The sequence below is a fragment of the uncultured Algibacter sp. genome (genome assembly GCF_905480415.1).
Taxonomy (GTDB): Bacteria; Bacteroidota; Bacteroidia; order Flavobacteriales; family Flavobacteriaceae; genus Algibacter_B.
In genome coordinates this window covers 1-25687 of record NZ_CAJQQI010000082.1, presented here as the reverse complement: position 1 = coordinate 25687, position 25687 = coordinate 1, and the positions used below count along the sequence as shown (strand labels likewise).

At 32.6% G+C, this 25687-nt stretch carries 15 protein-coding genes; 11 read left to right on the top strand and 4 right to left on the bottom strand.

Translation table 11 applies throughout. The features are described from left to right. Positions 1-196: glycerophosphodiester phosphodiesterase family protein (locus tag QZ260_RS06045; RefSeq protein ID WP_295983964.1), on the top strand; the 196-nt coding region annotated here is incomplete at its 5' end. 328 nt (positions 197-524) lie between these two features. On the opposite strand, the gene QZ260_RS06040 is transcribed toward QZ260_RS06045, so the two are convergent. Continuing rightward, positions 525-3761: a T9SS type A sorting domain-containing protein gene (locus QZ260_RS06040; RefSeq protein ID WP_295983960.1), complete on the bottom strand. Its 3237-nt coding sequence runs from the start codon at positions 3759-3761 to the stop codon at positions 525-527. An 860-nt stretch (positions 3762-4621) separates the two neighbouring features. On the opposite strand from QZ260_RS06040, the gene QZ260_RS06035 reads away from it, so the two are divergent. The 3 genes from QZ260_RS06035 to QZ260_RS06025 all read left to right on the top strand — a co-directional run bounded on the left by QZ260_RS06035 (position 4622) and on the right by QZ260_RS06025 (position 5736). After that, on the top strand, positions 4622-4849 hold the full coding sequence (locus QZ260_RS06035; RefSeq protein ID WP_295983956.1) for a hypothetical protein: 228 nt from the start codon (positions 4622-4624) through the stop codon (positions 4847-4849). A gap of 4 nt (positions 4850-4853) precedes the next feature. Continuing rightward, on the top strand, positions 4854-5216 hold the full coding sequence (locus QZ260_RS06030; protein WP_295983953.1) for a DUF2237 domain-containing protein: 363 nt from the start codon (positions 4854-4856) through the stop codon (positions 5214-5216). Positions 5217-5415: 199 nt separating this feature from the next. Beyond that, positions 5416-5736 carry a DoxX family protein gene (locus QZ260_RS06025; protein WP_295983951.1) on the top strand — a complete coding sequence of 107 codons (321 nt, stop codon included), beginning with the start codon at positions 5416-5418 and terminating at the stop codon, positions 5734-5736. A 1-nt stretch (position 5737) separates the two neighbouring features. Here QZ260_RS06025 and QZ260_RS06020 read toward each other — a convergent pair whose 3' ends face one another. Further along, complete coding sequence (locus QZ260_RS06020) at positions 5738-6103, bottom strand: DoxX family protein (RefSeq protein ID WP_295983948.1); 366 nt, start codon at positions 6101-6103, stop codon at positions 5738-5740. Positions 6104-6169: 66 nt separating this feature from the next. Beyond that, positions 6170-7429 (bottom strand): FAD-dependent oxidoreductase, encoded by a 1260-nt coding sequence (locus QZ260_RS06015; protein ID WP_295983947.1) that lies wholly within the window; start codon positions 7427-7429, stop codon positions 6170-6172. A gap of 147 nt (positions 7430-7576) precedes the next feature. On the opposite strand from QZ260_RS06015, the gene QZ260_RS06010 reads away from it, so the two are divergent. Next, positions 7577-7990 (top strand): 6-carboxytetrahydropterin synthase, encoded by a 414-nt coding sequence (locus tag QZ260_RS06010; RefSeq protein ID WP_295983945.1) that lies wholly within the window; start codon positions 7577-7579, stop codon positions 7988-7990. Between the two features lie 39 nt (positions 7991-8029). Here QZ260_RS06010 and QZ260_RS06005 read toward each other — a convergent pair whose 3' ends face one another. Continuing rightward, entirely contained in the window at positions 8030-8797 is a 768-nt protein-coding gene (locus tag QZ260_RS06005; RefSeq protein WP_295983941.1) for a CDP-alcohol phosphatidyltransferase family protein, read from the bottom strand. Positions 8798-9280: 483 nt separating this feature from the next. Between QZ260_RS06005 and QZ260_RS06000 the strand changes: the two genes are divergently transcribed. The 6 genes from QZ260_RS06000 (at position 9281) to QZ260_RS05975 (ending at position 25023) form a co-directional block, all read left to right on the top strand. Next, positions 9281-9727, top strand: coding sequence for a hypothetical protein (locus QZ260_RS06000; protein WP_295983939.1), 447 nt, complete (start codon positions 9281-9283; stop codon positions 9725-9727). A 327-nt stretch (positions 9728-10054) separates the two neighbouring features. Next, positions 10055-11380, top strand: a complete 1326-nt coding sequence (locus QZ260_RS05995; RefSeq protein ID WP_295983935.1) for a hypothetical protein — start codon at positions 10055-10057, stop codon at positions 11378-11380. Between the two features lie 148 nt (positions 11381-11528). Then, positions 11529-12968: a gliding motility-associated C-terminal domain-containing protein gene (locus tag QZ260_RS05990; RefSeq protein ID WP_295983932.1), complete on the top strand. Its 1440-nt coding sequence runs from the start codon at positions 11529-11531 to the stop codon at positions 12966-12968. Position 12969: 1 nt separating this feature from the next. Beyond that, positions 12970-15342: a PorP/SprF family type IX secretion system membrane protein gene (locus QZ260_RS05985; RefSeq protein WP_295983929.1), complete on the top strand. Its 2373-nt coding sequence runs from the start codon at positions 12970-12972 to the stop codon at positions 15340-15342. A gap of 436 nt (positions 15343-15778) precedes the next feature. Next, entirely contained in the window at positions 15779-24016 is an 8238-nt protein-coding gene (locus QZ260_RS05980) for a T9SS type B sorting domain-containing protein (RefSeq protein WP_295983928.1), read from the top strand. A 23-nt stretch (positions 24017-24039) separates the two neighbouring features. Then, a complete protein-coding gene (locus tag QZ260_RS05975; RefSeq protein ID WP_295983926.1) occupies positions 24040-25023 on the top strand; it encodes a type IX secretion system membrane protein PorP/SprF in 984 nt (327 codons plus the stop codon). Positions 25024-25687: the final 664 nt, after the last annotated feature.

Here is a 25687-nt window from a genome sequence, read left to right as displayed (position 1 = left end):
AGTTGGTCCTGAAACTACGGTTACAAAAGAGTATCTAAATTTTGCGCATGAGAACGGAATTGAGGTGTGGAAATGGACCGTAAATAAAGAAGATGAAATGCAACGATTAATTGATCTTGGATTAGATGGTTTAATCACTGATTTCCCTAATAAAGCGTTAAACAAACTAAGCACAATACAAAATAAACGCCATTAAAACAGGCGCTTATTTAAAATATTGTTAAAGCCATCAATAGTGATATTTAAAAAAAAGATGGTATTTGTAGTTTTTCTAACTTGCTAACAATTAATTTTGTTTCTTCTAAAAAGATAGGATTTAGGATGACTGTGGTTGGTTTTATTTCTAACAAAGAAAGGAAGAAATCATTTTATTGTATTACTTTTCCTTCCTTTTTAAAATCATTTCTTTTCTTTAAATTCACTTTAAAGGTAATGTCAAATTCAGGTGGTACTTTGATCATCCGTAATTATAAAAACAATGTTTGGTTTTTTATTTTTAAGTGTTTCCTGTAAAATTATACTTCTTAATTAATCAAGAATTTTTTAGAGAAAAATTTAGTAGGTGTTTTACCTACTAATATATAAATACCAGTTTGTAATGAATTCGCATTTACTCTTTGATTTTGAGCTACATCTTTTAAGGTTAAAATTTTAACTCCTAAAATATTATATATTTCAATGGATACTGGTTCTGTTATTGTATGTTGTAATTCTAAAATTTTTGACGATTTATTATAATAAACAGAAAGTTTAGTTGCTAAAAAATCTTCTTTTTCTGAAGATAAAGTTATAGTTAAACCTGAGTCCCAAGCACCAGCATCATTTCCATCAGAACCAAAATCAATAGGGCTGTCTTCCGGACTAGATACAGAATCATATTCAACATACCCAGAAGTTTCATTAAACATTAAGTTAGAAGATGTTAAATCTGCTTCAATTACAGATGTTGAAAACACATCATTTCCTCCATCACCTACTGCAGTTAAAATAGGTATTATTGTTTTAGTAATTGAGTGGTCTAATGTCAATTCTACTGGATTACCTATTCCGATATCCGATGTACTCGTTCCGGTCCCATCGTCTACAATGTTACCATAGATCAAAGAATTTGAAATTGTAAAAGGTCTAGTGCCTTCAATTCGTATTCCTCCTCCTCTAGATTGATTCAATGTTGAGTAGATTACTTTATTATTAAACACAGTAGTATTGGTAATGCTACTGTTGGCATTTGAACCTCCTAAGTACATTGCTCCTCCATCAATAGATGTTGCGGTATTATTTACAAAAGTACTGTTGTTCAAAACGAAATCTACACCATTGCCTGTTACAGCAATTGCACCACCTCTAGTTCCAGAGTTTCCGTTAAAAAGAGATCCAGAGATGTTTACATTTACAGAATTTCCAGCGACAATAGCTCCTCCTTTATCTGATGATGTATTGTTTTCAAAAACACAACCTGTTATGTTCAAATTTCCGTTGGAGGCTAATATAACTCCACCACCTGCGTTGTTAGATACAGAATTTCCAGTAAAGGTACAGTTCTCAAAGGAAGCTGTAGCTCCTGCGTTGTTATTGAAAAAGACACTACCTCCAGCAAGTGTGGTAGTGTTGTTTAGAAATATAAGATTCTTAAAGGTTACATCTGCAGACGATGCTCCATTAATTGTAAAGAGTCTTCCAGTACCGCCGTTTCCAGCTAAAGTTGAGCTAGCATCCAAACCTTCTATAGTAAATGCACCATTCTTTGAGGTTAGATTCGCGCCATCTGGTGAAATGGTTCCTATAATTATAAGTTTATCTCCAGCAGAGGTGATATTAGACATGGCAACGCCAAAGTTGCCAAATGCATCTGATTGACTTGTACCATCCATAGATCCTGCACCTGTTGCAGAAACATAAACTATATTTTGTGTAGTTAATTGGTAATCATTGGTTTGTATTGTATTAGACGCTGGAGAAGTCCCTATTGTGTTTGTAGCTTTTAACCTGTAAAAATAGTTTTCTTGTTGTAAATCTGTATCTGTATAAGTTTCTGTATTTGCAGGAAGTGTTGCAATTGTCTGAAAGATAATACCATCTGATGAGCGTTCTAGAATATAGTTATCTTCTTCTATAGAAACATCATGCCAAGTAAGTTCTAAATACTTTTCTGAATCTGTAAACATATAATCATTTGGAAATAATTTTCCTGGTGTATCTGGCAATACACCATGTGTCGTTCTATCTTCAAATTGAGCGGTATATAAAGATTGTATTTTTAAATATTCTCCAGTTCCTTCAATATGACCTGCTGGATGATTAAAAGGACCATCGCTATTAACAGTTGCGGTACAACCAATAGCGTAATTTTGACCAATAGGTGGTTTTTGAATTGCTATTTGATTAGAGGGTGCATTAATGTTCCAAGCCACTCCGTTCGTTACTGTCCATCCATGTCCTGTTCCATAACTCCCTCTATTGTGCAACCCTAAAATACCAGTTGTATTTGTCTTTCTCCAAGAAATATTATCCCAAAGGATCCCTTGTCCCCAACGTCTATGCGACTCAGATCTGGTATAATCTCCAGAAGACGAACAATTGGTAAATACAATTCCATTAACATCACTCGCTCCATTAGCAACAAATGTATGCCTGCCATTAGATGCGGTACAATTTTCAAACAGAATATTGTTACAAAAGTCAGTTACTTCGAAATTGTATCTCCAACCTCCAGAAATAGGACCATGCATATCTAATACATTGCTGTCTATCACAGAACAACGAGTAGCCTCATCAAATTTAATTCCTTGGTCACTCACTCTTAAAATGGTTACGCCTTGTACCCAAGAATTATCTACACCAACCATGTTAATACCTGTTTTGACATGGTCTCTACCTGTAACACCTGATGATTCTACAAATATTCTGAGGTTCTCGATACCACACTCTTTTAACTGACTATTTCCATTATAAGTATATACGTAGGATTGAGATAAAGACCTGTCTAATATGTCATAAATAGGCGTTGCCACCTGAATTTTGTTTCCTTCAATGTTAGTAATATGTCTATTGAAAACTAAATTTATTGTATTAGGTTCCCACGGTGCATCAGTAGCAACACCGCCATTATCAACTGCCTCTAACCATGCTGCAGTGCTAGGATGTTTTATGATGATATTATCACCAATATTATATACTGATGCATCTGCAACTTCAATAGTTCTGCTACCAGCAGGGATATGAGGGCTTATAATATTTTGCCTAGTTCCTGCAACCTGTCCTCCAAAACCACTTTTATTATTAGTGCCAATTCTAATTAGTGTTCGCTCATCAGGGATGTTTCCAACACCTGTAATAATTGTATTAAGTGCAGGATTTTCGCCATCTCCAGAACCCCGAAGTACAACGCCGCTGCTATTTATGATGAGTTGACCACTAACAGGATATTCTCCCGGTAACAATAACAAGGCTCCTCTATGTCCATTAACATTTAGTGCTAATGCTTCCACTTCGTCAATTGCAGCTTGAATATGTGCTGTATTATCTCCAGCCACAGGGCTTATCTGTTTTACAACTGCTACGTTAGGTAACGCTTCATCTCCGTTTTTATAACCTACATAACTGTAATCAGGGATATGGTTTCCATCAGTATCGGAGACATACACCAATTGATCCGAGGTATTGTGGAAAAGGATAGATGATTCGTATTGTGCCTGTATGGAATTTGATACGAAAATTAGAAAACAAATTATAGTCATCTTCAAATAAGCACTTTTTTTCATAATTTATATTTTAATATTTTTTACAGAAAGGTTTTTAATAAAAATAAGTTAAACACACCTTTTAATTTACTCATTGGTAAAGTTTATTTCTTTTTGGTTGGAGGTACAATTAAACTTAATATACATACAAATTAAAAGATATTAATTAATTTAAAATTAATATTTACTTAATATTAAACGTTCTTTTGATAAATTTACTCTAAAATCCAACATAGCACCACCACACATAAGGGAATGTTTTGAAAGATTAGACTTGGGAATTTATTCCGCTAATGAAGTTAGTAAAAACATTAATGATACAAAATATCCATAAAAGTGAAAATACTTCAACATCACTAAACAAACTTTTTACAACACAACCTGATGCAAATCATTGTGACTCGTTCTTTCTAATAGTCGTTTAGATTTTAAATAAAACCTCTATTATGAAAGCGCAAAACGAAATTAACGATATGGAAATAAGACACCAAGGGCAAATACATTTTAAGAGATATGATGACATTCTTCGGTTTCTTGTGATGTTAATAATAATTAGTATTGTATTATTAATTTTTAGATAACTAAGCAGACTTTAAGTTTTGTACTCAATTTGTTGCCCAAATTGAGTACAGAATTGTAAAATATATAAATATTGTATTGGACGGTAGTTCTTATTTTCTAACCAACTGTATTTGTTGATATTTAATGTGAATTTGTTTTTCTTTTATCATGTAATACCTTTCTTAATTTAATATTTTAGTTAGGTTTTTACATGACTCAAAATCAATATCTATATAATCATAACCATAATCAATGGAATAATCTTTACTTTAGCTTATTGTTTGGTTATATTTATTAAACAATAAGCAAAATATAATTTTATGGACATAATGAACGAATCACTTGAATTTGAAAAGGCAAAAATGAGTAATATGTCTACAAGTGACAGAGTAGTTGCATCGAGAGAAGCAAAACGTTTGATACTAGCTTTAAACGAAGTTTACAAGGAATCTAAAGATCCTAGTATCATGGATATGATGAAACGTTTAACGGTTAAGAAGAAAAAAATCGAAATACGTTTAAAAGGAAGACCTGACCCCGCATTTTAACATAATGGAATTAAACGTATTAGGAACTAAATTAGAGTCCTGTTGTACAGATCCTGCAACGGGGTATTTTAGAGATGGGTACTGTAGAACTATTTCTCAAGATTCCGGTACACACATAGTATGCGCTATTATGACTAAAGAGTTCTTGACATATACCAAATCGAGAGGGAATGATTTAAGCACACCTATTCCGCAATGGCAATTTCCTGGACTTGTTGTTGGTTCAAAATGGTGTTTATGTATATCACGTTGGTTACAAGCAGAAAAGGCTGGTGTCGCTCCTCCTTTAGTTCTTGAAGGGACACTTCAAAAAGCATTAGAATATACTTCATTAGAACTTTTAAAGCGCTACGAAGTTACTTCCTAATGATCTCCATTAGAATTTTTGTAGGTAGATAACTTGTTTTTATTTATAAAGTTAAAGATATTATCTATAATCACATAAAAGAATGTAATTTTGTTTTATAAATAGTTTCTTGTGGAAGGCTGTCAGAATTTGTGAGCTAATCGAAACTAATATCAATTAGTTTAATTTGGAAACTCTGCATATCATATTAATTATTTTTTTGGCAATTTCTTTTTTATTTTATGGATACGGCTGTTTGTATTCTGATAAAATGAAGCAGGAGTTTTATCGTTTTAAATTGAGTGAAGTGCAACGAAAAATAACTGGTATTCTACAAATAGTTGCAGCAATCGCATTACTTTTTGGTCTAATTAATCCTTTAGCAGGAATTATAGCTGCTGGCGGACTTACCATACAAATGCTACTTGGCTTTATGGTAAGACTCAAGATAAAAGATTCCATTATCTTATCATTACCATCATTCTGCTTTATGATTTTAAATTGCTATCTATTTTTCTATTTTTTAAAAATTTATCTTTAATTTATTGCACTAAAGCAACAATTAAAGATAATGCCAAAAAGATAAAGGCAGGTAAAGACTTTTTAAAGGGGTCACTTATTTTTACATGCATTATTATTGCTATAAGCATTAAAAATGCTATACCAAATGCTGAAGGCACCTCTAATTGATTATAGTAGATTGAACCCAAAAGCGCTAAAGATAGAATTACTTTTAATCCACCAACACCATACATCAACCATTCCGGTAAACCATATGCTTCAAATTCTTGTTTCATATTTTGAGCATTGCTTCCTCTCCAAGTTGTAGCCTGTTTAAAACGAAATAACCATACATTAATAATACTTACCGCAATTATGATTTTGATTAAATTGATTACATATTCCATTAAATTATTTTTTAAAAGTTAAACATTATTTTAAAGATTAAGTCAGTTTTTAAATTTTGAAGTAAGTTAATCAAATTTTACATCAGATTCTAAGGTTTGTATTATATTTAATGCTGCTCTTTCGCCAGAAATCATTGCTGCATTTAAAGATCCATTCAGTTGTGTATCTCCAGCAAGAAAAATACCTTTAGTTAATCTTGTTTCAGATGGAAGCATGTCATAATGTAACTCCTTTAATTTTGGCAGTGCTTGTGCTATAGAGTAATGCTTAATAAATGTATAAGTATCTATACCACAATACATTTTCAATTCTTTTTGAATTTGAATTATTAATGCTTTATGAGATAATCCATGATTCTTTACTACGGTAACAGATAATAATTCTCTCGTGCCTGTTGTATGTGAGGCAAGACTAGTATGGTAGAATATGTTATTAATAAGTGCATTTTCATTTGTTATGAGGCCAATAAGTGGTTTTTTGATCGTTCTGCTATTGGTTTCAAAATATAGGGTATCACAAGATTTCCATTCCGTTTCTTGATTTTTTAGTTTAGAAATAAGTGAACTCGCTTCTGTCGCTATAATTGTAAAGTGACTTTCTAGTTCGGTGTCGTTAGTAAGGAGTATTTTACCGTCTTTAACCGATTTAACTTTTGTATTGAAATGAAATGTTGTTTTTTTTAAATGTTCTTTTAGTTGTTTTGGGATGGCTTCAATACCAGCTTTAGGTAATGCAGCAAGGCCTTCTCCAAACATTTTATAAACAAACTCAAACATTCTACTTGATGTCTCTAACTCAGCTTCTAGAAATATTCCACTAAAAAAAGGTTTGAAGAATTTAGAAATCATGTCTTCTGAAAAACCGAAATCTAATAAATATTGAAATGTAGTTTTTTCAGTTTTGGCGAAAATTTCAGTAGGTGTCGATTTCTTTAATAGTTTATTCAGTTTAAGTATTTTTAATTTGTCTGAAAACGTTCCTATATCAGAAAATAATGTTGGAAAAAGTAATGATAGATTTTTTAAAGGATCACCAATAGTTTTTTGTTTACCACTACTAAAAATAGTAGCTCCAGGGAGAAACTGTTGTAATTCTAACAAATCAAAATTTAAATATTTCTGAGCAGCTGGGTATGCTGTGAGCAACACTTGAAAACCATAATCTAATTGATATCCTTTTACGATATCAGTTTTTACGCGTCCGCCTACGCGATCTGTTGCCTCAATAATGATAGGGCTATAACCATAATCTTCTAAAACTCTGGCGGCAACAAGTCCGCTTGTTCCTGCACCGATGATATGTATATTGTAATCTTGTTTATTCATGTTAATTTAAACTAATGCAAAAATAGTGTATTACGCTTTGCTAATTTACTCGTTTTAATTTTTGTTTAATGAATATACATTAAAATTAAACAAAAATATTATATCTTTGAAAATAGATAAAATTTAAATTCTAGTATTATTATAAATATGAATAAAACAGCTATTATACGTTGTGAGCATTTCAACGCTGCTCACAGGTTGCATAACAAAAATTGGAGTGATGAAAAAAACCATGCGATTTTTGGTAAATGTAATAATCCTAACTATCACGGACATAATTATGATTTAGAAGTGAAGATTATTGGTGTTTGTGACCTTGAGACTGGATATGTGATTGATGCTAAGATTCTTTCAGACCTTATTAAAGATAAAATTCTTGACAGATTTGATCACAAAAACCTAAACTTAGATACAGAAGAATTTTCGAGTTTAAACCCTACTGCAGAAAATATCGCCATGGTGATCTACAATATTCTTAAGCCCGAGTTGGAGTCAAGTCTAGAATTGAAAATAAAACTTTATGAAACATCAAGAAACTATGTAGAATACCCATGTTTGTAAAGTATGTTGGTAAAAAAAACTACAAAAAGTAAACTATTATTAAGGTTTCAATAGCTTTCTAATACTAATAAAAACAATAATCATTAGAGAGTACCATAAAAAGAAAGAAACGATGTAATCTTTATATCCTAACACTAACATGACACTTATTAGCAAAAGTTGGAATCCAAGGCCAAAGGTCGATAAAGCTGTCATTAATAATTTTGGGAATTGCTTACACTTATGCGCATTGGCATCTAGAGTATAAATTGTTTTATCAAAGACTCCATAAAGTAGTTTATAAATTGCGAAGAGTATATTTACATTTTTTTGACTTTCACCTTTCAATGCAACCGGAGACTCATATTCAAAAATTCTACTTGTAGTATCACCATTGACATTATTTCTCAAAATAACATAGTAATAGTTATATAAAGTGCCCTGTAATTGAATCCCTAAAAACGCAAAAAAGCTATAAAGAAAATGAGTTTCTGAAGTATACCAAAGTGATAATAAGATTAAAAAATTTAAGATAATATCTGCAACAGAATCTAGGTAGCGACCTGTGTATGAAGGTGTGTTTTTTATTCTTGCTAATTCTCCATCAGCAGCATCCAATATCGATTTTAATATTAAGAAAAAGGCAGCGGCCCAGAAATATCCAAGTAGAATACAAATAATTGAGATTAAACCTGAAATAATAAACGCTATTGTAACATGAATAGGCGTTAATGCAGTTTCTTTTAGAGAATTAGCTATAAGTCTTGCAATTGGTCTTCCATAATCTGAAAGGTCAATAAACTTATGCTCTTTAGGTAATTTAGACATACTATTTTTGAACTCTGAATTTTTTAATTGTGTCGCTACTCAAACTTTATGAGAATCTAAGTTTTATTAATAATCTGTAAATGTACAACAGCTATGTAGATTAACATTTAATTGAGACATTAATTTTGTTTAATATTTTTAAATACTAATTAAACATGTTTTAACTTTAGTTAAATTTGAAAACAGAGCATATAGCGTTTGTCTCATCAGGAAAACTTATCTTAAAACTTATATATTTCAAAATTAGCTTAAATTTTTATTTGATTCCTAATGATTTTCAATGTATCGAAGAATTAATATTGGGCTATTTTATGAATCTTCATAGGTTAATAGTCATAATTTGGTTTCTAAATTATTTGTTCAGTATACGTTATTGTAAGTAAAAACGTATAATAATTATATATTATTTAAAATAAATCGATAAAAAGGTTGTTTTTAACGTTTAGTTACATAAATTTGTTTTTAAATCCTTAAATCTATAACATGAAAGTGAAGATTATTTTATTCAGTTTAAGCCTTTTTCTCTTTACGGGTATTGGTTTTGCTCAGAAAAAGAAAGAACCTAAAAGCTTCATTAGTGACAAAGTTGCAATAGAAAAGTATCATAATAAAAGTGAGTTAGAACAGATGCAAAAAGGGCAGCTGATAACACTATACTCTGAAAGAATACAAGTTCTTGTTAGAACATTACCATATGTTGCTTTTGCAACAAAGCCAGGTATAACAATGACTACATTAGGTATTCCAACTAATAATGATAATAAAAAAGCGCTAGATAATCAATTTGAATCTACTGATAATTATCTTGAAAGTACTGGAAAATTTCATGCTGAGTATTTGCCTTATTCCGATACAGGAAATTTAATTGCTGGAATATTATTTTATGAAGAAATTATGAAATCTCTTCATCAGTATAATGATTTCCGCTAATTTTATAAAAATTTCTATCTCTTTTTTAGAGTTAATGTTTTGATTGATATTTATTTTTTGAATGCGTTGTCTTTTTATTTTTAAGAAGCGGATTTCTAAAAAATAGATATCAACTTTTTTTTTGCTCTTTACGTTGTCTTCAAAATTTCACAAAAATTGACTACTTTTCAATTCATTCCAGTGCCGTTTATCGATTATTATTCTTGAAAAAATAGCTTATTTAATGTATTTCAGCGAATTAATTGGTATTTCATGGATTTTTTTATATTTTTGAATATTAATTGTAATACAAAATCATATTTAGTTTTTAACTAAAAATATTAGACTATGAAAAACTTTACCCAAATCATTTTCATACTTTTTTTTGTAATAGCGAATAGTTTTGCTCAACAAGAAAAAGGAATAGTAGGCGAAGAAAACTGGCTAGATAATTGGACAGAATTTAAACCTAATCAAAGAGAATATAGAGAACCTACTAAAATATTGACTGGTAATATTACAGAAAATATCACGCTCTACAAAAGAGAAGTATATCTTTTACTAGGGAGTGTTTTTGTTACAGACAGCGCAAGACTTAACATTGAGGCTGGCACTGTTATATTGGGTGATTTTAAAACCAAGGGTTCTCTGACGATTTCTAGAGGGTCGTCATTAATAGCGAATGGAACAGAAACGGACCCTATTATTTTTTCTTCAAACCAGAGTGTAAAAAGACCAGGTGACTGGGGCGGTTTAATTATAATGGGTAATGCTCCAGTTAACAGATTTGGTTCTGGGTCCGCAGCTATGTTTTTTCCAAATTTGAAATCAGAGGAATATGTAAATGCAAATTATGGAGGTGATAACATAATGAGTAGTTCTGGCGAAATAGCCCACACTAGAATTGAATATGCTGGAAAAAGAATTTCTGGAGATATTTACTTTAATGGGTTACTGCTAGCGGGCGTAGGGTTGGAAACTAAATTATCTAGTATTATGGTGAGTCATTCTGCGGGTAACGGATTTGAAGTTTGGGGTGGACAAGCTGAATTAAATAAGCTCGTATCCTATAATACATATGGAAGTGATTTTAAATTCAATTATGGGGCAACAGCAATATTATCTAATTCTTTAGCAGTAAGATCTCCTTATTCATCAAATGGTGGAAGCTCAAAATGTTTGTATGTTAAATCTTATGAAAAAAAGGAAGAGTTTGACTTTTCTAAAAACAGAACATGGGTTAGAGCTCGAAATAATACATTTTTAAACTCAAGTGAAGATTTAGAATCAGACATTAAAATGAACTTAGTTCAAGAAGCTGTTTATATAGGTGAAGACGCCTTACTTGATATGAATAAAAGTGTTATATCTGGATTTAACCCTGCGGTAATTTTGAACGAAAAAATTGCAGTTAATCAAGATAACTTAGAAAAAATCAGCTTTAACGCTATGTTGTTTAACAACTGTAGTGGGAATATTTTTGTTGAATACAACTCAAATAATGAAGACTTAGAGAATTGGTATGGAAATAGTGCATTTTTCAATGTCTACGCTAAAAGTGATAATTTTGAAACTTTTATAGACACAAGAAGTACACGAAGACCAGATTTTAGGTTACGAATTAATAAAATAATTGCTTCAAACGAAGTTGATCCAGATTTAAGAATGGATTAAAAATTTTAAATGGTTAATAAAGCTTTAGACCTTTGATATTTCCTGTTTGGACTCTCATAAATTTTCAAAATTCCTTAAATTCTAATGAACCTATATTTTATAGTATTTGTTTCTATGAGTTTTATTAACGAAAGCAAATAAGATTACTATGAGGAACTTTTCGCTATTGTACACTGTTGTTATTTTCATTTTCTTTTTAAATGAAACTACCAATGCTCAAATAGTAATAAGTAAGCCTAGTTTGGGCTTTACGCAAGCATGCGCAAGTCCTTCATTTAACACTTATAATGTAACCTTTTCTTTCTCACCAGAGTCAGCGTTGGGTTCTGGAAATCAATTTATTGTTGAACTTTCTGATGGTGATAGTAGTTTCTCAAATCCAACGGCAGTTTATACTTCTGGAGCTGGAACAGTAACAGCATCGCCAGTTACTTTTAGTTTTTCAGTTCCTACAACAACAGCAGGAGAAGCCTTTAGAATACGGGTAAAAAGTACTTCCCCAACTTCAATAAGTTCAAGTTCAAATGTTTTTGCTGGGTATTATAAAATACAAGACACGCCATTTTCTGTAAATAATTTAATTGCCTCAGGTGCTTATTGTTCAGGAGGGAGTTATTTATTAACTATTGATAATCCCGGAGGAGTTTCAAACGATTCTCCTTTAAAATATCCTTCATTAACATTCAAGTGGTATAAAGAAACTAGCCAAACAACATCTGTTTTTGTGGCTGATGGAGAAACCTTATCTGTAAATCAACCTGGGACTTATTTTGTGGAAACCAACTACGGTAGTTGTACTTCAAATTCATTTTCTAATCGTGTAACAGTAACCGAAGCTTCTTCTGGTTCAACAAGTAATATAAGTTCTAGTTTAGGGAATCCGTATTGTTCAACAGAAGGACCAACTATTTTAAGTGCTATTAATGCTAATAGTTATCAATGGTTTAAAGATGGTGAGGTTATTTCTGGAGCAACTAGCCAGATGTATGAAACTAATGAATCGGGTGAATATTCAGTAAGTATCGATTTAGGAAGTTGTATGACTAGTGCGTCAATAAATCTTGAAACTACTGGATTTACAAGTAGTATTGATGTTGACGAGATTAATAATATAAACGAAAATGAAACTTTAATAGCTACCGTTACTACTTCGGCTAATAATCCTGAGTATAAATGGTTTTTAAATGATTTTACGATTAACGGTGCAACTGCGAGTAGTTATGAAGTAACACAAACTGGTTCATATAAAGTTGTGGTTACTCAAACTACAGGTTGCAATGCTTCAACAGAATTTCCTTTTGTAGTAAGATCTGCATTTCCAGATGTTGAAAAGATTCCAAATTTAATTAGTCCCAATGGTGATGGTATAAATGACACCTGGGAAATTCCTCAAAAATATGTTAATGGCACGAATGCCGAAGTTGTTATATTAAGTTCAAAGGGTAAAGTTGAGCTTCAAACAAATGATTATCAAAATAATTGGCCAGAAAATCAATTAGATTTTACAGCTGTAAACCCCGTTTATTATTACATCATAACCACACCAGATGGTAAAACAAAAAAGGGTTCAATAACAGTCGTCAAGTAACATGAAAAAACATCTATTACATATAGTTTTATTTTTCTGTATTACACAGCATCTCTATTCTCAAGAAGATGGGGTTGTCGCGTTTAATATACCTGTTAGAAATTCTTTAAAATTTAATAGACATATTGTCAATCCAACTTTCAGTTTTGTTAGAGAACAAAATAAATACATAAGCTTTAATAACAAGCGAGAATGGGCTCAATTTGATGATGCGCCCCAAACCTATTTGTTTGGATATTCGGGGAGGTTTCGAGAAAATATAGGTGCTGGAGTCAGCTTATTTCAACAAAATTATGGTGTTTTAACCACATTTGGAGGAGTTCTAAATTTTGCATATAATGCCGTTCTTAGTAGGGACAGCAATTTAACTTTTGGTGTGAATCTTGGATTTTACAAAAGTGGAATAAATGAAGGTAGCGTTATTACTAATTTTCCAGACGCTTCTCTTGACAACTTTCCTTCAAACTCAATAATTACAATAAATCCTGGAATAAATTATGGCACCGGTTTTTTAGACTTTGGTGTTTCCATAAATAATTTGGTGTCCTATAATTTAACGACTTCAAATATGATTGAAAATAATCCAGAGCAAAGCGTTCAGGGGCATATTATGTACACAGGCTATTTAAATAGTCGTGGTTTTTTTGATGAAAGTAGATTCTCAGGATTAGTGAGGTCGGAGTTTCAAAAAGATCAAACAGTGATCTCTGGACTAGTTATGTTAATGGTTCCTAAAGGAATTTGGGGACAAGCAGGTTATAATACTTTATATGGACTATCTGCAGGTGTTGGATTAAATATTACATCACAAATAGCTATTGAATATAATTATGAAAAGGCTATAGGTGATTTGTCATCCTTCGGGAATTCGCATGATATTACGGTAGCATTTAAATTCAATAATAGAGAGAGGTATGATTACAGTGGCGATGATGCTGAGGAAGCCTTATTAATTTCTTCTAATAAGAAAACAGGATATGCAGCAAAGCGAAGAAACTCATCGAAAACGCAAACACGTAAAAAAGCTAAACCAGTTGAAGCTAAAATTAGTGAGATTAATTCTGATGAAATAGTTACAGCCAAAGTTGATAACCAAACAGAAGATGAACTAGCTAATAAAAAAATATTAGAAGAACAAGCGAAGTTAGCAGAAGTAGAGAGAATTAAAGATGAAGGAGAAGCAAAAGTGAAGCAAGAAGCGGAAGCCCTTTTAAAAGAAGAACAAGAAGAACAAGCAAGAATAGCTGAAGCAGCAATAGAGAGAGCTGAAGAAGAAGCTAAAGCAAAACAAATAGAAGATGCTCGAGTAAAGGCACAGCAAGAAGAGCAGGCTAGAATAGCAGAAGCAGCGAGAATTGAAGCTGATAAAGTTGCTAAAGCAAAACTAGCAGCAGAGGCTCTAGTGAAAGCACAACAAGAAGAACAAACTAGAATAGCAGAAACAGCAAGAGTTAAGGCTGAAGAAGAAAAAATAGAAGAAGAAAAAGAAGAGAAAATAGGTGAGATAGCCTTAGATGAAGTTTTAATTGAGTTTAAGAAATCTACAGAAGCATTTAAAAATGCTCAGGAATCACTGTTGGATAAATTAAGTGACAAAATAGCTAGCAAAAATCAAGACTTAAATGAATTAAAAGAAGAAAACGATTTAAGTGAACAAGGTATTTATAAAGCTCCAAAAGCATTTAAAAGTGTGTCAGCTGAAAATGCCGTTATAGAAAGTTTGAAGCTTGAAATTGATAACTCGATTATATTAGGAGAGACTAAAATTTCAGAGATAGAAGCGCTTTATAGAGAACGACTTAAAAAGGTAAAAAGTAGAGATGACTCGGTTAATGTTGAATATCTAAATACCATTCAAGCTTTAAAGTCTGAACAACAGCAAGCTATAAATATTAAACAAAATTTAATATCCACTTTAGACGATATTAAAGAGGCTACAGATTTTGAAAGAAGAAGAAGAATAAAGCGTGCAGCTTATGATAATGAAGATGATAGATATAATAAAGACAGAGCAACTTTAGAACGTATTAAGAACTTTACAAACCCAAGTACAGAGCCTTTAACAAAAGAAGATTTTGATACTGGTGAAGCCCTTAGCAATATTGAAATTGTAAAAGATGTAAATAATGTTGAAGCAGGTTATTATTTAGTTGTTGCTGTTCATAATGATGTAAGTAAAAGAGATGAATTTTTAGAGAAGGCAGTTGCTGCGGGACAAAAAGACATTAACTTCTTCTTTAATGTGAATACGAATAAATATTATATCTATTATGAGAAGTTTGATTATATAGGTGAAGCTAAAGCCTCATTAGATACTAGCATAGGAAGTAAACCATATAACGGTAAAATGTCAATGGTTAAAATTGAAAATTAAAATATAAAATAGTTCGATCTATAGTCACATTATAAAAAAAACAATGATGAATATGAGCTCTTTTTAGAATTTATATTTACATCAGAATAAGTACTATTTTTTCATATTCATGTTTTAAGATATTTTTTTAAATCTAAATAACGTTTTCTTTACTAAAGAATAAGTTGAATACACAAAATTTTATTTTTTGAAATAAAATTACTACAAATTATATATAATATATCGATTAAATTAATAATAAATCGATAAACTGCACATTATATTCGAACACTCTTTATTGTTACAAATATATTTCCGATATTTATACCGTTTAATAACATAAAATATAGTCAAATAGCTATTTTTGTAAGAAATGGTATATTATTATGTATAGGCAACGAAGAATATTCCTTTTTAATTGTCCCCAGCTAAAGAGAAGTAATAAATATAATCAACCATGAATAGAGCTATTTACGTAAGAACAGGACTTGTTTTATTATTGATTTTAATGAGTTTGCAAATGTTTGCGCAAAACTATGTGCCTTTTACGCCTAGATTTAATCAAGAATTAAAAGGAGATATTCAATTAATTGGAAATAATATATTGGGGCCAGACAATAATGCATTTAATAATGGTTCAGTTTACAATCATAATGTCAATATGGTCTACATTGATATTGATGGTGATGCTTCTACATTTAATTCATCTAGTGCTGATTTAGGAATTCCAAACTCTGCATGTTACCAAATTATACACGCAGGATTATATTGGAGTGCTGTTACAGAAGGAGCAGAATCTATTACAAATGTTAAATTTAGAGGGCCTTCAGGAGGATATAATGATGTTGTAGGAACGGTTATATTTAATGCTAATGGAACTTCAGTAGATGGTGGAAATAGTTTTCCATATGCTTGTTATGCCGATGTGACAGATATAGTTACAGGATTAGTAACAGATTTAGGAACATATACTGTAGCAAATGTTTCTAGTGCTCAGGGACGAACAAGAGATTTTGGGAATTATACTGGTCATTCAGCAGGCTGGTCGCTTTATATTGTTTATGAAGATCCAGCATTACAAGGTAAATCAATTACAAGTTTTGATGGTTTTAGTGCCATTAGTGTTTCAGGTGGTAATGCTGCATTAGATATTCCGGTTTCTGGATTTAGAACGGTTCCTTCACCCGCACCAGTAAGGGCAAACTTTGCATTTGCTACTTTGGAAGGTGATAGCCCAATTTTAGGAGATCAATTATTACTTAATGGCTCAAATTTATCTACAGCAGATAGACCTTCTACAAACTTTTTTAATAGTTCCGTAACCCAATTAAGTGCTTTACCTGTAAATAATAGAAACCCCAATAGCACAAATACTTTAGGATTTGATACTGGCGTTATGGTTGTGCCAAATCCAGCAAATTCTGTAATTGCTAATGATGCGACATCTGCTACTGTTCGATTAGAAACGAGTGGAGATACTTATTTTCCATATTTTTTCTCGTTAGCTGTTGATATTATTGAACCAAATATAGTGCTTACTAAAATTGTAGAGGACGCATTAGGTAATGATATTGGTGGCATGCTTGTAAATTTGGGAGATGAATTAAACTATGTTTTGGGCTTCCAAAATACAGGTAATGATGATGCAACAAATCTTATAATTAGAGATATTCTTCCATCAAATATTGTATTTAATTACCCTACGGATATAGGATTGTTACCATCAGGAGTAACGGTGCAAAGTTATAATCCAACAACGCGGGAACTTGTGTTTAGTGTTGATAATTCTGTAGTTGAAGAAAATGACCCTGTACAAGAAATTCGTTTCAAGGTTACTGTAGTTTCAACATGTAGTTTATTAACTGATGCTTGTTCTAATATAATAAGTAATCAAGCTTATTCAACCTATAACGGGACATTGAACCTTACATTTACAATTTCAGACGATCCAAGTTTTAATACTAATACTGGATGTTTACTAACACCGGGAGCTACTAATTTTTTAGCAGATATTAGCTGTGTATTTGAAGAAGAGGTTATTCTTTGTGGAGCTAGCACGGTATTGACATCTGGAAATGGATATGATTCTTATTCATGGTCTACAAGTCCTTCAGGAACACCAATTATAGGTACAGCACAATCGATAACAGTAACATCTACTGGTACTTATTATGTTAGTAATACTGCTATAGCACCTTGTCAATCTACAAATCAAGTATTTGAAGTGATTACTTTTGGAGAAGGCGTTACTAACCCCGTAATTCCATTTGCAGATCAAGTTGTTATTTGTCCTAATGATGGTAAAGAATTACCAAATATATTTTTATGTGGAGGTAACGGTCCAAGACTTATTGAAACCAATATTACCGATACAACATCTATTATTTGGGAACAGTTAGATGAAACTAGTTGTACAGCTGTTGCTAACCTAGATTGTGCAAATGAAGACACCGCTTGTACTTGGAATCAAGTAACAACAGGACCCAATTTTATAGCAGATACTGCAGGACAATTCAGATTAACTTTAAACTATGATGGCGGATGTTTCAACCAATTTTATTTTAATGTTTATACCAACTTATTAGTGCCTACAGTAACATCGAGAGATATTTATTGTACAACATCAGGTGAAATTGTTGTAGGTGGTGTTCCTAGTGGCTATGAGTATAGTATAGATGGCGTTAACTATCAAACAAGTAATGTGTTTTCAGTTAACACACCTAATATTTATACCATTTATATAAAACAAATAGGAGTAGATCCAAATCCGTGTATTTTTACTGTACCAGATGTTCAAATAAGACAAACAGATTTTACTGTTTCGACAATTATTACGCAACCATTTTGTAATGGAGATCTTGGGAGTATTGACGTCGCAGCAAATGATGTGCGTCCACAATATTTCTTTTCCATTTCTCAAGGCGGAACTTTAGTAAATAGTGTTGGACCAATAACTCCAAATAATTATACATTTTCAAACTTAAATCCTGGAACCTATACTGTAGATGTGTCTACAGAAGATGGTTGTGTGGATTCAGTTGATATTGATATTATTGAACCTCCGTTGTTAGAGGCAACCTCTGCATTAACAAAACCTTTAACGTGTACAGATGGCGAAATCACGGTGTACCCAACAGGAGGAACATCTCCATATTTCTATTTTGTAAATAGTACAACCGTTTTTCAAACAACGCCTATAATACCAGTAACAAGTGCAGGTGTATTTAATATTACTGTTGTTGATTCTAATAACTGTTCTGCGGAAACGTCAATTACTGTTGATGCAATTGCTGCACCAGATTTCACTGTTAATGCAACAGATATAGCTTGTTCTGATACTGGTGATGTTGGTACAATTACAATAAATGTTACCAATCCAAATGGTAACACATTAGAATATAGTATTGATAATGGTGTAACATTCTCAAATTCAAATGTTTTTACAGGATTAGCAGATGGAACTTATGAAGTCGTTGTTCAGTATGGTACAGGACCAGATGTATGTGCTACTTCACCGCAATCTATGATTATAACAACTTTAGCTACCGTTGCAGGCACTGCTGCCTTAACGACACCTTATAGTTGTATTTCTGATGGCATTATTACTGTTTTAGGAGTTAATGGAGGAACGGCACCATATGCATATAGTTTAGACGGTGTAAACTTTCAATCAGGAACAACATTTACAGGATTGACTGAGGGAACATATACGGTAATCATAAGAGATTCTAGCGGGTGTACTTTTATTGCAGCTCCAATTACAATTGCTGCACTTAATCCGCCGACAGATCTAGATTTTAGTAGTAGTCCTTTAAGTTGTCCAGCGCTTACGTCTGATGTAACTATAACATCAACAACTGGAGGATCACTTCCTTTAGAATATCAAATTATAGCACCTTCTGTTTCTGCAACGGCATATCAAACTTCAAATATTTTTTCTGGAATAAGCCCAGATACGTATACTTTCCAGGTTAGGGATGCTGATGGATGTACGTATAGTGAATCATTTACTATTGCGCCATTGCCACCAATAACAGTTAGTACGGTTATCACTAAAGATTTAGATTGTACAACAACTGCCCCAGAAGGAATTATTACAGGAACCATTTCAGGTGGAACAGCACCATTTACTTACGCTGTTTCATTTAATAGTGGAGCTTATGGAGGTTCAAATACAGTAACAGGAACATCATTCATACATACGGCAGCTTCAGATGGCATGTATCAATTTCAAATAACTGATTCCAATGGTTGTATTGCAGTATCTAGAGTGCAAACTATTAATGCCATTTCGTTGCCAGAAATTATTTCAGTTATACAAACACAACCCATTTTATGTTATGGTGATAGTAATGCAGCGATAGATATAACTATTAACAATACAGTCGGTACAGCACCATTTGTAATTAATGTTAATAATGATATAACAGCAACAGATTATGGTACACAAACATCGGGGTTACCAGCAGGTGATTATACAATTACCTTAACTGATGCAAATTCATGTATTGATACAGATACCATTACAATATCTGAGCCAACCGCTATACTTGTAACATCATCTGCGCTTCCTATTACATGCGGTGCTCTTGGAGTTTCAAAAGGGTCGGTGATTGTAAATAGTGTAACAGGGGGAACTGCACCGTATAATTATTTTGTTACAAGTACTAATGGTTATTCTGAATCAGAGCTTAATACTTCAGGAACAGTTTCAACAACTTTTGATGAAGTTGATTTTGGATTATATCAAATTAATGTAGTTGATTCTAACGGCTGTTCAATATTGATTCAAGATGTATTAGTAGCATCACCACCAAATGATTTGGACATTTCAATAAACACAACAGTGGATTGTATTGCAGGAGGAGAAGCCGTTGTTAATATAGGTACAACATTAATTGGTACGGGACCATTCTTCTTTGATATTTACAGAGGGTTTATTCCACCTCCACCACCAGGAGGAACATGGGTTGCTGAAGATTCACTAGGAAGTCAAAATGCAACGATTACAAGTTTAATTCCAGGAGTGACTTATACGTTTATAGTTTATGATTTTTCAACAGGTTGTAGTTATTATGAAACAGCAACGGCACCAGTTCCAACAAATTCAACATTAACAGGAAGTGGTCTAACTTCAAATAATATTACTTGTGTAGGCAGCGCAGATGGAAATGTTTCATTTACAGTAAATAGTATTTATAGTATACCCACAGATATAAATTATGAAATTTTTGATTCATTATCATTAATTTCAACAGCTATTAGTGGTGCAGTGACATTACCAGCAGGTGCATCACTGCCGGTATCTAACTTAGGGCCATTACCTTTTGGAACTTATTTTGTTTTAATTACAGAAACCTCAGGTCCTAATGCTGGTTGTAGTGTGGTAACAATTCCTTTTAATATAACGGAGTCTGCTGTTAATTTAAGTATTAGTGCCGCAGTGGACCAAAACGCTAATTGTAATCCTAATTCAGGAGCAATAAGTGCTATTGCAACAAATGGTACACCACCATACTTATATCAATTAACAACATCGGCAACACCACCAATAGCTGTAGATCCGTCATGGGCTTCGGCTAGTACGTTTAATGTAGATGCTAATAGTTATTATGTGCATGTTCAAGATGCTTATGGTTGTATACAATCAACACCGGTAATCGTTTTACCTTCAGATCCAGAACCTATAATTACAGCGGCATTAAATAACCAATGTACGGTTACTGAAGGTAATTTTGAAATAGATATAACGTTAATAACAACGGCCATTGCTCCTTATAGCTATAGTGTTGATGGTGGCGCTTTTCAAACAAGAACAGCACCATTTACGATTTCTAATTTATCATCAGGAGCACATACGATTGAAGTACAAGATGCTAACGGTTGTGGTAATTTAGTTCCAGTAAATATTGAAGCGCCTTTAGAAATAATTCCTACTATAACAACGTTACCTACTTGTAATGATAATGATGGACAAATAACTATAACAGGATCTGGAGGAACAGGCACTTATACATATGCTATAAATCCAAACCCAGCATCAATTACCTTAACAGGAAGTGTGTTTTCTGGCGTACCATCAGGAACTTTTGTAGTTACCATTACTGACACAGCAACAAGTTGTTCTGAAGATGTTACTGTGGTACTTCCGGGAGCTGTACCACCAACATTTACAACAACACCAACTGCTGTAACATGTTTTGGTAATAACGATGGTACGTTCGAGTTAAATCTTAATGGTTATTCAGGAGCGTATACTTATGAAGTTTTTGACAGTTCATCTGTTTCAGGAGGAGCTGTATTTGCTAATACATCAACAAATCCACAATTAGTTACTGGACTTGTAGCAGGAGTTTACACTGTAATTATTACCGAAACAGCTAGTCCGTTTTGTTCTGCAACATCAACTGTTATTATTTCATCTCCATCAGAACCATTGAGTTTAGTGGCTACAGAAACATCTAATGTTACTTGTGATGATGATAAAGGCATTATTACTGCAGTTGCAACTGGAGGATGGGGAAGTTATGAATATGAATTAACAGGAACAGCCACAGTGGTTTATTCTTCTAACGGAACATTTACTAATTTATCAGCTGGTGCTTACACCGTTAATGTTCGAGATGCTGGAGGATGTATTGTTTCAGGAAGTGTTCCACTTAATTTACCAACACCAATAGATGCTACAATTACAGCTACACCAAACTTATTATCATGTTTTGGAGATACCAATGCAAACATAACCGTGACTGCTATTACTGGTGGACAAGGCACTAATTACACATATACGCTAAATAGGGTTGCTCCAACAGTGAGTTCTTCAGGACCACAAACATCACCCATTTTTGATGGGTTAGGAGTAGGAACTTATAATGTAGTCGTAACTGATGGTTATAATTGTGAATTTACTACAGCCAATGTAGTTATTGCACAACCTACTGGAATTGAAGCGAGTTTAGTAAAAGCAACATCACAAACGTGTACTATACAAACAACATTAACATTAAGCGCTACTGGAGGAACAGGAACTTATGAATATAGCGAGACAGCTTCTTTCACAACAGTCTTAGGAACGTTTGCTACTTCAGTAACGTTCCCTGTCGCTAATGGCACCTATAGTTATTATGTTCGAGATGCTAATAGCTGTTCAGCTAATGTATCTAATGATATTACGGTTGACCCATTACCAATATTGACTGTTAATTTAGATACTAGAAACGCTATAATTAATTGCGCAGGAGACGATACAGGTGTTATTATTGCTATGGCAGAAGGTGGATTAGGTAGCTATGTGTTCACATTACAAGATACATCTGGAAATCCTATTACGCCAGTAAGTCAAACTAGTCCTGGAGTATTTACAAATCTTCCAGTAGGAAATTATCAAGTACAAGTGGATAGTGGGGATTGTTTAGAAACATCTGCAACGGCTCCAATAACAAATGCTGCGTCTCCTTTAGATGTAACGATCAATCCAATTGATGTGACATGTAATGGAGAAAATGATGGTATGTTAGAGATTAACGCTTCTGGTGGCTCAGGAACTATTAAATATGCGATATCTCCACAGTTAGATCAATTTTTTGATGCAGATACCGTTGAAAATCTAGCTCCGGGTAATTATGATATTGTAGTACAAGATGAGTTAGGTTGTTATGTGACATATAATTTTGATATAGACCAGCCAGCACCTATAGGGTTTACTTATACTATAATTAGTGAGGCGCCATGTGATGGAGACTCAACAGGTTCTTTTACTATAGAAATCTTAGGAGGAGAACCTCCGTATAGTGTAAGTTTGGATGATGTAACATATACACCGCTGCCAGTTGGTGTAACAACATTTACATTTTCAGGGTTAGAAGGTGGTGAAAAAATGGTTTATGTTTTAGATGGTGGGAACTGTGGCGGCGATAGTCCGTTTTCTATTCCATTACAAGAACCAATAATTCTTGACCCATTAGCCAATATTGATTACGAATGTATCAATGACACCACAAATAATACCAATACAGTTACTAATCGAGTTACTGTTACTGTAGATTCAAGTATAACTGATACTTCAGTTTTAGAATATTCGTTAGATGGCGGTGCTTTTGCAATAGGAACGGGTATTTATGAAAATTTATCTCCAGGACCTCATAGTATAGAAGTACGACATCCAAATGGTTGTGTCAAAATAACGGATAATGGTATTCCTTTCATCATTGAAACTTTCCAATCTCTAGCGTTAGTTTTAGAAGATGGTGGATTAAACGAAATTGTAGCTATGGCTGCTGGTGGTGCAACGCCTTATGAGTTTAGATTGAATGGACAATCTTATGGAAATGAAAGCACTTTCCTGATTTTCGCATCTGGTGATTATACCGTTACAGTTATTGATGCAAATGGCTGTGAGGTTTCTGCAACAAGATTCTTTGAATATATTGACGTATGTATACCAAATTATTTCACACCTAATGGTGATGGTAATTTAGATGGTTGGGGACCAGGTTGTGCCAATCAATATAGAAACTTAACCTTCGATATTTTTGATAGATATGGACGAAAAATAGCCACTTTAAATATAGGGGAGAAGTGGGATGGTAAGTACAGAGGCGTAGAATTGCCTTCTGGAGATTATTGGTACGTTGTAAAATTAAACGAACCGCGAGACAATCGTGAATATGTGGGACATTTTACACTGTACAGATAATTAAAACTCTTAACTAAAGAATTATGCAATTAAGAAAATTATATATAGGTCTGCTTCTCATGTTTATAACAAACAGTTATAGCCAAGAGTTGAATTTACCTGTATTTACGCAATATTTAGCTGATAACAATTTTGTTGTATCACCTACTTATGCTGGTATTGGAGATAATTTAAAAATTAGAGCAAACGGACTCACGCAATGGGTTGGGATAAAAGGAGCACCAGATAATCAATCTATTTATGGTGATGCTAGAATTGCAGACCGGACTGGAGTTGGCTTATCTTTTTATAAAGACAGAAACGGTAACACTATTCAAACAGGCGCTAAAATATCTTTTGCACATCATTTAGTTTTAGATTATTACTCGAAAATGTACCTATCTTTTGGTATTTCATATAACATAAATAATTTCAGAATCGATATCAATAATTTTAACACAAGTTACGAAAATCCAATTATTGATCCATTTGTTACTGATGATAGAAAAACAACTAATAATAATTTTGATGTAGGTGCTTTGTTTAGATACAAAGGCGCATTCTTTAGCTTTAATGCCAATAATATTTTAGATAAAAAACTTGATAAAACGATACGAGTTTCAGAGCCAAATTTACTTTTAAATTACCAAATTTATTCTGGGTATACCTTTAGAGGGCCGAAGAAGAGTGGATTAGAATTTGAACCTTCAATTTATTATCAGATGTTTAGTAGTGACAAAAGATCTAGTACCGATGTGAATTTTAAATTTAGAAAGTATAATAGAAATGATGATTATTTTTGGGCAGGAATTTCTTATCGATTCTTAAACGATCAGTTATTGAAACCTCTGAATGTAGGGCCCATGGTGGGATTCCAGAAATCTATTTTTTACTTTGGATATGCCTATCAGGTTACAACTAATGAGTTATCAGCATATAACTCGGGTACACATGTTGTTACTATTGGGTTAAACTTTTTACAAGGTATTAGTAATTGTCCTTGTACGCAGAGTGCAGTGCGTAAATAGTTGAGGTTTATTGAGATAAATTAATGTTATAATACTTTATATTTTGAATATTGCCCTTAACCGAAACTGCTCCTATATAATTTTCTTGTGGTGTAAAGGAAAATAAGTTCCATAATTCTTTTTCGTTTTTATTACATTTTATTTCTAAGAGTTTTGTTTTTGGTCTGAATCTGAAGACACAGAAAACGAATCTAATGAATTGAATCACGGTTATCTGCCTAGAGAATGCTTTTTGATAAACTAGATGCTGATGAGGAAGTTCAGTTTACACCTTGCACTTTAATAGGTGAGGTGTCTTTTAGCTTTTAGAAGACCTACTAAATAATTACGTATTTCTGTTTGATGCCTCTTTTGTTTTTTGCGCTAAAATTTTAACATTTTTTTAGTATCGGTTCTTTTGTTTTATTGTCTCTTTAACTGAAACACAAATACTTTCTTTATACATTTGTTTTTATATTTTTTTTTGAGCTCAAAAGTCAATTAAAAACTAAAGATAGAAAGTGATATTATTATGGACTTTTCTTTTAAAAATTTAAACATGAAAAAACACTTAATCCTCCTATTTGCTTTAATAGCTTTTACGGTTGGAAATTCTCAAATATTAGAACCCGTAAAATGGCAAACTTCCATTGAGAAATTTTCAGATACTGAATATAATTTGGTC